General features: G+C 57.0%; 9 protein-coding genes. 5 read left to right on the top strand and 4 right to left on the bottom strand.

Annotated elements, in window-relative coordinates; genetic code table 11:
- Window positions 1–870: a M48 family metallopeptidase gene (locus tag NW849_RS06780; RefSeq protein WP_011433741.1), complete on the bottom strand. Its 870-nt coding sequence runs from the start codon at window positions 868–870 to the stop codon at window positions 1–3.
- A 34-nt stretch (window positions 871–904) separates the two neighbouring features.
- The gene (locus NW849_RS06785) at window positions 905–1,573 is read right to left on the bottom strand and encodes a hypothetical protein (RefSeq protein WP_414332314.1); all 669 of its coding nucleotides are present in this window, start codon (window positions 1,571–1,573) and stop codon (window positions 905–907) included.
- 175 nt (window positions 1,574–1,748) lie between these two features.
- On the opposite strand from NW849_RS06785, the gene treY reads away from it, so the two are divergent.
- On the top strand, window positions 1,749–4,550 hold the full coding sequence (treY, locus tag NW849_RS06790) for a malto-oligosyltrehalose synthase (RefSeq protein WP_414356770.1): 2,802 nt from the start codon (window positions 1,749–1,751) through the stop codon (window positions 4,548–4,550).
- A gap of 4 nt (window positions 4,551–4,554) precedes the next feature.
- Here the strand turns inward: treY and tpiA are convergent, their stop codons facing one another.
- Complete coding sequence (gene tpiA / locus NW849_RS06795) at window positions 4,555–5,307, bottom strand: triose-phosphate isomerase (protein WP_414356773.1); 753 nt, start codon at window positions 5,305–5,307, stop codon at window positions 4,555–4,557.
- Window positions 5,308–5,534: 227 nt separating this feature from the next.
- Window positions 5,535–5,945 carry an FHA domain-containing protein gene (locus tag NW849_RS06800; RefSeq protein ID WP_414342337.1) on the bottom strand — a complete coding sequence of 137 codons (411 nt, stop codon included), beginning with the start codon at window positions 5,943–5,945 and terminating at the stop codon, window positions 5,535–5,537.
- Between the two features lie 212 nt (window positions 5,946–6,157).
- Between NW849_RS06800 and NW849_RS06805 the strand changes: the two genes are divergently transcribed.
- From NW849_RS06805 to NW849_RS06820, 4 genes are read left to right on the top strand one after another with little or no spacing between them, the layout of a single operon-like run.
- Window positions 6,158–6,574: a rubredoxin gene (locus NW849_RS06805; RefSeq protein ID WP_255344539.1), complete on the top strand. Its 417-nt coding sequence runs from the start codon at window positions 6,158–6,160 to the stop codon at window positions 6,572–6,574.
- Between the two features lie 8 nt (window positions 6,575–6,582).
- Window positions 6,583–7,572 carry a photosynthesis system II assembly factor Ycf48 gene (locus NW849_RS06810; protein ID WP_414356776.1) on the top strand — a complete coding sequence of 330 codons (990 nt, stop codon included), beginning with the start codon at window positions 6,583–6,585 and terminating at the stop codon, window positions 7,570–7,572.
- A gap of 30 nt (window positions 7,573–7,602) precedes the next feature.
- A complete protein-coding gene (gene murG, locus NW849_RS06815) occupies window positions 7,603–8,706 on the top strand; it encodes an undecaprenyldiphospho-muramoylpentapeptide beta-N-acetylglucosaminyltransferase (RefSeq protein WP_414356779.1) in 1,104 nt (367 codons plus the stop codon).
- A gap of 18 nt (window positions 8,707–8,724) precedes the next feature.
- A complete protein-coding gene (locus NW849_RS06820; protein ID WP_414356781.1) occupies window positions 8,725–9,465 on the top strand; it encodes an endonuclease III domain-containing protein in 741 nt (246 codons plus the stop codon).
- Window positions 9,466–9,619: the final 154 nt, after the last annotated feature.

Genomic DNA, 9,619 nt, shown 5'->3' on the forward strand with positions numbered 1-9,619 from the left:
TTACGAAGCAGCCGTTGACGTCCGCGGTGCGGAGCCCAATCCCTGGAGCTCCAGGATCTGCTGATAGGTGTTGCTGCGGAACCAACGCTCGATTTCTCTGGCCCGCAGCACCGGCAGCGGATGGGTGCGCCCCACCGTTTGCATCTGCTTCAGCTCCATCTGCCACAGATCCCCGTCCAGCTCGTCGTAAGTACGGGCCTGCTCCAAAAAGGCGTCCACGTTCAGCTTGGAGGCCAATTGCGGGGATCCCCCACACAATTTCATCAACACCGAGATCACCGTCTTGGCATCTTGGGCTACCAACAGCGCCGCCCGGTCACAGGTAAACTCGGCACACCGCAGCCAGTGCATCAGTTGATCCTGCAACGCCTGATAAAACAACCCCCCGAAGGGGAGCAAGCTGGTGGAGAGCATGAGAATGTTGGCCATCGTCAAGTAGACCCCGTGATTGCACTTCAAGTGGCCCAACTCATGAGCGATCACGGCCTGAATTTCCGGCGGCTCCAACAGATCCAGCAGAGAGCTGTGCAAGACAATGAAGGGCTTTTTCCCCTGCATGGCAAAGGTGTAAGCATTGGGCGTGGGGTTCTGCCGCACGTAGAGCTGGGGCACCTCCAGATCCAAGATGCGACAGGCCTGCACCAAAAGCTGATGAATTTCCGGCAACTGATGCTCGTTAATTTGGATGCTGGAAGCAATGTTGTCCAGATAAAATATCTGTCCTGCCGTTGAGCCAAGCCAATTTTGAATCAGCAGGCCCAGCCCCGGCACTTGCTGCAGAGAGCGGGTGGCTTGCAGATCCACGGGATGACGAAATTGGTCGGCCCGCAGGCCCAACAGAATCCGAGGTTCTCGTTGAATGGACGACATAGACAATAGACAACAGACGGAGAAAGGACTTCGGTTACAACTCGTAGGGCACAAACTGGCGGTGGCGATTCAACAAAAATAGCCGCTCCGGCGGCGGATCCGGCAGGGTCGGCTTGTCAGTAAAATCAAACGGGTTTTCTCCAGAGGGGATCTCCCAATAGACCACATGATCTTGAATGCGAGTGCCATCGGTAACAAAGCGCCCAGTATCGGCGGCAGCACGCTCAGCGCGGCGATAGAGTCGCCCTTGCCAGGTCAAGTGCGGGGGCAGCCCCAATCCCAAAAACAGTTGCTGCCGACTGGATTCCTGGTTGAACACCGTTTGCAGGCGATCCGCCCAGATCCTTGCCAGATCTGCCGGTTGGGGAGCAGCATGAGCCTCTGCATCGGCTGGAGTTACCTCCAACAGCAGTTGCTGGTTCAAAAGAATCCGAGCGGCTTGAGCTGGGGGATCCCCGCTGCCGGTCGTCGAGGGATTGGGACTGGGGATATCCAGACTGACCTGCACCTGAGGGCTGCTGGCCTGTAGCAAAATCTCTTCCAACCGTTGCTTCAGCAGACGGAGGCGAGCGGGGGCATCGGGGGTGCGCAGGGTCAAAACCAGCTCACTCCCCACCCGAAACTCGCTTTCTGCCCAGGTTGCCTCACTCCGCCAACTCCCCATCAGCCCACCCACGAGCAGGATCCCTGCCCACCTCGCCATCCTTGCCGGCCCCCTTACCGGGGGTGAAGCGCTCCTCTGTGGCCTTGACAAGTTCACTAACCTCGCCTCTCCCCTGCAGGACTCCTTGATCTTAGCCGCTACCCTAGATACATCTGTTCTCTTGACCCTATGCCGTTGGCAAGCTCGGCTTCTTTGTCATTGTTCTAAGGTCATCATGCGGATCCCGACTTCCACCTATCGCATTCAGTTTCATGCTGGGTTTGACTTCGACGCAGCACGACAGATTGTTCCCTACCTGAAGTTGCTGGGCATCAGTGACTTGTATGCCTCTCCCATCTTCCAAGCCCGCAAAGGCAGCACCCACGGCTACGACGTGGTGGATCCCAGGCAGATTAACCAGGAACTGGGGGGAAGCGAAAAGTTTGAGCTCTTGTGGGAAGCCCTCAATCAGCAGGGAATAGGCTGGATCCAGGACATTGTGCCCAATCACATGGCCTACGATGGCCAGAACCAGATGCTCATGGATGTTCTGGAGAGTGGCCCCAACTCAGATTTTGTTGACTACTTTGATGTGAATTGGAATCACTCTTACCTGGGGATCAAAGGCAGAATCTTAGCCCCTTTCTTGGGAGATTTCTACGACAAATGTTTGGAGTCGGGTCAAATCCAGCTTCGTTATGATGCCGATGGCCTAAGTATTAACTACTACAACTTGAGGTTCCCCCTCAATATTGACACCTATGCGGATGTTTTTACCTACAACCTGAGCAAGCTGCGGCGAAAATTGGGACGCAGCCATCCCGACTACGTCAAGTTACTCGGGATCCTCTTCAGCCTGAAATTCATTCCCAGCAAGGAAGATCTCCTAGAGCGCACTGATCAAATTAGCTTTGCCAAGCATTCGTTGTGGGAACTCTACACTTCTAGCCAACCTATCCAGAGCTTTTTTGACGAGAACATTGACATCTTTAACGGCAAGCCAGGGGATCCGTCGAGCTTTGACCTGCTGGATAGTCTTCTGGCGCGGCAACATTTCCGCCTTTCCTTCTGGAAGGTGGGTGCTGAGGAGATCAATTATCGTCGTTTCTTTACCATTAACGAGCTGATCTCGCTGCGGGTAGAAGATCGCGAAGTGTTTCGCAAAACCCATCAGCTTATCTTTAAGCTTGCAGAACAGGGACGATTTAATGGTTTGCGCATCGATCATATCGATGGGTTGTTCAATCCCGAAGAGTATCTCCATCGCCTGCGGGAACGCTGCCCAAATCTCTACATCGTAGTAGAAAAAATACTAGAGGCTAATGAAAGTCTGCCCCAAAGCTGGCCGGTTCAGGGCACAACGGGCTATGATTTTTTAGCTAAGCTCAACGGCATCTTTTGTCAAGAAGAAAATGCAGAGGCTTTTGACTCTCTCTATCAAAATTTCACAAATCTACGGCATTCCCCAGAGCAGGTTATCGAAGATAAAAAACGCCTGATCATCGAGCGCAACCTGTCAGGAGATATGGATAACCTTGCTTTTTTGCTCAAACAGATCACCAGCCACCATCGCTATGCCAATGACTTTACCCTCTACAGTTTACGTCGAGCTTTGGTAGAAGTTTTGGTGTGCTTTCCGGTCTACCGCGTCTATATCCACGAAGGGATCCTCAGTCCAGAAGGTCAACAGGTAATTTGTCAAGCCGTGGAGAAGGCCAAGGAGAACCTGCCCGTTTTGGTGAATGAGCTGAATTTTATTCAGCGCTTTCTCTGCCTGGAGTCTCTGGAAAATTTATCAGACCAGGAGAAAAATGAGCAGATCCATTTTGCCATGCGCTTGCAGCAGTTGGCTGGCCCTCTTATGGCCAAAGGGGTAGAAGATACTGCTTTTTATGTGTACAACCGCCTTTTATCTCTCAATGAAGTTGGTGGGGATCCCTGTCGCTTTGGCCTTTCGGTGCAAGAGTTTCACCGCTTTAATCAAGAGCGGGCAGCTCGGTGGCCTCTGTCCATGAATGCTTCTGCTACCCACGACACCAAGCGTGGCGAAGATGTGCGGGCCCGGCTGAATGTGCTTTCTGAAATCCCCGCCGAGTGGGAAAAGCACATCAACCTTTGGCATGAACTGAACCTCGGCTACAAAGTCCGCAGCAAACAAGCTAAGCGCTCGGAACTGCCGGATCGCAATGACGAGTATTTGCTCTACCAGACATTGCTCGGCTCTTATCCCTTCCAACCGGAAGAGGTACCCCAGTTCGTACAGCGGGTCAAAGATTATGCCATCAAAGCAGTGCGGGAAGCTAAGGTCCACACCGCTTGGCTTCGCCCCGATACCGAGTACGAAGAAGCCACTACCGCCTTTATCGAACGGATCCTTCAAGGCCCTAACCCCTTTTTGGAGTCCTTTTTGCCTTTCCAACGGAAAGTTGCCCACTTTGGCATTTTTAATTCCCTCTCGCAGACGCTGATTAAGCTCACCAGCCCTGGGATCCCGGATATTTACCAAGGCACGGAACTGTGGGATTTGAGCATGGTGGATCCCGACAATCGTCGGCCTGTGGATTTTTCCCGTCGCCTCGCCTATCTAGAAGAAATTCAACGGCGGGTTAAACAGGATCCTCTCCAACTCATTGCGGATTTGCTCCTGCACCGCAGCGACGGACGCATTAAGCTGTTTCTGATTCATCATGTGCTCAAGGCCCGCCAGGAACAGCCCCAATTGTTTCTCGAGGGCAGCTACATTCCTCTGCAAATCAGCGGATCCCATGCTGACCATGTTGTGGCTTTTGCCCGTCAGCACGGCAAGCAGGTATTGCTCACGGTAGTGCCGCGTTTTTTAACAAAGTTGATCGACGAAACCCAAGATCCTCTGGGAGAATCCGTTTGGGCAGATACCGAAATTCATCTGCCGCGCTGGAAGCGGCTGGACTGGGTGAACGGGCTAACCCAGGAAAGGATCCCTGCCGGCGAAACCTTGCCGGTGGGCGTTGTCTTGAAATCCTTCCCGGTAGCCCTGCTGTGGGGACAATCCCGCTAGCGGCCTAGGCGGGAGCTAGGGCCTGAAAGTTGACGATGCGGGCAAACTCTTGGGGGTCTAGGCTGGCCCCTCCCACCAACACGCCGTCGATCTCAGGCTGGGCCATCAGCTCATCGATGTTGCCGGCCTTCACCGAGCCGCCATACAAAATGGGCAGTTGGGCATTGCCCAGGTGTTGCCGGATCAAGCCGATGACCCGGTTGGCCTCTTGGGCTGCGCAAGTATGGCCGGTGCCGATGGCCCAAATGGGCTCATAGGCAATCACCAAGTTCTCCAGATCGATCCCTTGCAAGGCGCGATCCAATTGCCCCACAATCCAAGACTCGGTCAAGCCTTGCTCCCGCTGCTGCTGGCTTTCTCCCACACAGAGGATGGGGGTAAGGCCGTGCCGCTGGGCGGCTGCCAGACGCCGATTGACGGTTTCGTCCGTCTCGCCGAAGTACTGCCGCCGTTCGCTGTGGCCGACGATGACATAGCGCACCCCCAATTCCGCCAGCATGGGGCCGGAAATTTCCCCGGTAAAGGCCCCCTGATCCTCCCAATGTAGGTTTTGTGCTCCCACGGCTATGTCGGATCCGCGGCTTTGCTCTGCCACCACCGCCAGGTCTGTAAAGGGCACACATAGGATGATCTGCCGCTGGGATGCTGACCCTGACGGCGATGACCGTAAAGCCAGGCCCAACTCTCGCATAAACTCGCGAGCCTCAGCCTGAGTCTTGTGCATTTTCCAGTTGCCGGCAATGAGGATGGGGCGCAAGATGGATCCTCCCTTAGAGACAACAGAAGGAAGGGATCCCGCAAGCAGAAAGCCCAAGGAATATGTGGAAGAACAGCAGGGATCCCAGCTTTGTTTTTTCGTATGACACAGTTTACCAGCAAGCGATCCCGAAAATACGGCGACGGGATCCCCTCTCCAAGCGCCGGTTAACCCTTCAACCAGCATGCAGACGGGACAGGCCAAGACCCAACAGGGAAGGCAGCTTCCTACAGCCCAACGATCTGGGTGTTTTCAAAGGTAGCCAGAATTTCATCCAGATCCTTATTTTGCAGCGAGTAGGTAGCGGTGGCATCGTTGCCAAACTGAATCTCGTCCCCGTCCTCAAGATCCCGAAATTCCACCCGTTGCCCACGCACGTAAAGGCCGTTGGTGCTGGGGGTGCCCTGAATGTCTCCGTCGATGATTTGGTAGGTAAACCCATCGGGAGAAGAGGGGGATTCTGTCTTAACCAAAATGGCGTGGTAGCGAGAGGCGTACTGGGAGTCAATGCGAATGCTGTTGCGCGGATCCCGGCCTAAGGAGTAGAGCTCAGCCGTCAACCAGTAGGCTTTTGGCCCGTGACGATCCTTGACGATGAGCACGTGATTGAGGGCCGGTCGGCGAGGGGGCGTGGTCATGAAAGGCACCCGCTTGCACAACACTGAGGGCAAGATACCCAAAACATAACATAGGATCCCCCAGGTGGATCCCTGTGTCCACCGGATAAGTCTCTTCAGGTCGGCATCCCAGGCTGGTGCGGGATCCCCCTGAGCAACAAGAAAGGGTCTGAGTAGATTTTTGTAACAATTCCTCTCATAATAGGATCGACGATGCGGATGGCTCCCTGACCATGAATGGCTCGCAACCGGATCCCGGTGTTCAACCCCGTTCTCCCAAGACACCGAGGCTCATTGAGTTGCCGGAAGATGAAACCGATGCGCAGCTCAGCGATCCCCTGCGGATGCAGCGTTACGAATGTCGTTCTTGTGGCTATGTTTACGAACCGGCCAAGGGGGATCAGCTCAATCGGATCCCGGCGGGCGTACCGTTTGAGGAATTGCCAGCCGATTGGAAATGTCCGGTGTGCCGAGCCGGTAAGCGCTCGTTCCAAGCAGTGGGCGCCAAGGGCAAGCCTTCCGGTTTTCAAGAGAACTTGCGCTACGGCCTGGGGGTGAACGTGATGACCCCTGCTCAAAAGAACCTGCTGATCTTCTTGGGACTGGCGCTGGGATTTTTATTTTTGATGAGTTTCTATTTCGTCGAGTGAGGGTCAAGATGTTCAAACCCCTGAGGCTGGTGCTGCTGATTGCTGTCTCGGTGCTGCTAATGGCGGCGCGGATGCCCAACATGCGGGTGGTCCCCTGGCAGCAGGTGGAAGTGCCCACCCAGAACATTCTGCTGGACATTGCCTTCACCGGCACCACCCCTTCCCATGGCTGGTTGGTGGGAGACAAGGCGACGCTGCTGGAATCCCGCGATGGGGGTCTGCACTGGCAGGTGCGGGAGCTGCCGGGTCTGGAGCCGGAAGCCTACCTGGCCTCCATTAGCTTTGCTGGGGCAGAAGGCTGGGTGGCCGGGCAGCCGAAGATCCTCCTCCACACCCTAAACGAGGGATCCGACTGGACTTCCATTCGCCTTAACAACCAACTGCCGGGTGAACCGTTGCTGATCCAGGCGCTGGGAGCGGGGGCGGCTGAGCTGGTGACCAATGTGGGGGCTATCTACCGCACCGAAGATGGCGGGCAGACCTGGCATGCCCAGGTGGATGAGCCGATTGGGGCCATCAAAAACATTGCCCGCGGCCCTGAAGGCGAATATCTGGCGGTGTCGTCGCGGGGCAGCTTCTACTTTCTGTACACTCCTGAAAGTCGCACCTGGAAGCCCTACCCGCGGGAAAGCTCCCGCCGCATTCAAAACATGGGCTTTGGCCCCCACGGCAGCGCTTGGAAATTGAACCAAGGGGCGGAGATCGCCTTTACCGATGACTTCACCTCCGGCCAGTGGTCGTCGCCGCTGCGTCCGGGGCGGGCCCTCAGCTTTGGCTACCTCAATGCCGCCTATCAAAACGACCACGACCTGTGGGTGGTGGGGGGTGGCGCTACCCTGATCCACAGCCCTGACGGTGGCAAAACCTGGGAGCAGGCCAAGAAACTCAGCAACATCCCCGCCAACTTCTACAGCATTGAGTTTTTCGGCCCCGAGCAAGGGTTTATTCTGGGGCAACGGGGCACCCTCTTGCGCTATGTCAGCTCCAACAACTCCTGAAGGTCTCAGGGATCCCTAATCGGCACACGGGTGGATATACGCGCCAAGGATCCAGCTTCACGCCCGCGGCTGCTGGTTGCTGCCAGTGGCACTGGTGGCCACATTTTTCCGGCTTTGGCTATTGCCGAGCAGTTGCCCGACTGGCAGATCGAATGGCTGGGGGTGCCGGATCGCATGGAAGGGAAGCTGGTGCGGGAGCGGTATCCCTTGCACCGGGTCGTCATGTCGGGCTGGCAGGGATCCCCTCTCCACAGGCTGCAGGCCTTGGCCCAACTGGCCCGTGCGACCCTACAAGTGCGCCGACTCCTTATGTCGGGACGGTTTGATATTGTCCTGACCACCGGTGGGTACATTGCCGCTCCGGCCATTTTGGCCGCCCGCTCGCTGGGGGTACCGGTGTTGCTGCACGAGTCCAATCGGATCCCGGGCAAAGTGACCCGTTGGTTGGGGAGATTTTGTCAGGTGGTGGCGCTGGGCATGGCAGAGACGGCAGAGCATTTGCCAGGGGTGGCTGCCCAAGTGGTGGGTACGCCGGTGCGGGCCGAGTTCTACACGCCCCAGCCTTTCCCTGCCGACCTCCCCATTCCCGACGGGGATCCCCTCATTGTGGTCATGGGGGGCAGCCAAGGGGCGCGGGGCCTCAACCGCATGGTGGCCACCTGTGCCCCAGCTTGGTTGGAGGCGGGGGCCTGGATTGTGCATTTGACCGGCGGCAGCGAAGCTCAAGATCCGGAAGCCAGGATCCCCAGCCATCCCCGCTACCGGCCCTTTCCTTTCCGTCGAGATGTAGCTGCCTTGTTGCAGCGGGCCAACTTTGCCATTAGCCGCGCCGGAGCCATGAGCCTGGCGGAGTTGCTGACCACCGCCACCCCAGCCATTTTGATCCCCTATCCCTTTGCTGCAGAAGATCATCAGTATCAGAATGCTCTGGCCTTCGTGGGGCGCGGTGGGGGGGTGGTCATGCGAGAATCCGAAGAGAATCTGGACTTGCTGCGGCAAACGGTGTTGACCTGGTTGGCCCAGCCGCAGGTGGTTGCCCAAATGGCCGCTCGCTTGCAGGCCGCAGCTCCTCCCAATGCCAGCAAGGTTCTTGCCCGCCTGTTGCAGGAAATCCGCCAAAGTTCTGCCCGTTAAGCTGTGGTCCAGCAGAGAGTGGATGGTCTTTCCCACTGCCCGCCTGCGCCCGCTCAAGCAGCGGAGCCCCCTGCCCTGCTGGCGGAACTCCCGCCCGCCGACAGGATGGAATCGCTGTTGATGCGGCTAGAGCAGTGCTTCGGGATCCCCCAGCGGGCTCCCGATGGGCTTTCCCCCCGCCCGGATCTCCTGGACGAGTTGGTGGGCACGATCCTTTCCCAGAACACCACTGACACCAACAGCAGCCGTGCCTTCCGCGCCCTCAAAGCCGCCTTTCCCTCTTGGGAAGCGGTCTTGGCTGCCGATCCGGCAGATCTGGCCCAGGTGATCCGCTCCGGCGGCTTAGCCCACCTCAAGGCAGCCCGCATTCAGGAGATCTTGGCCGCCATTCAAGAACGACAGGGATCCCTGAGCCTCGACTTTCTGCGCGACCTGGACGACGCCGGCGCCCTCGACTTTCTGCTCTCGTTAAAAGGGGTAGGGCTGAAGACCGCCACCTGTGTGTTGTTGTTCGGGCTGGGTCGGGATCTCTGCCCGGTGGATACCCATGTGCATCGAGTGGCCAACCGCCTGGGCTTGGTGCGGGCCAAACATCCCGACGACACTTTTGCTCAGCTTTCCCCTCAGATCCCCAGAGGCAAAGCCTATTCCCTGCACGTCAACTTTGTCCGGCTGGGCAAGCGCATTTGCAAGGCCCGTATGCCCGAATGTGGCCGCTGCCCGCTGCGTCCCACCTGCCCCTCTGGGCGGCAGCGCTGATCCCGACAGCAGGGCTCTATTCTGCGGGCGCAGTAGAAGCATCTGGGATCCCCTCTTGTCCGTTCCTGCCGGCGTCTCTGATACATTTACGCTGAACACTGCTGAACATTACTGTTCAACTATGCAGCGATAGCATTCTGTTTGTTTCCAAACA

The organism is Synechococcus sp. R55.3 (assembly GCF_047461975.1).
In the GTDB taxonomy this organism is placed as follows: Bacteria; Cyanobacteriota; Cyanobacteriia; order Thermostichales; family Thermostichaceae; genus Thermostichus.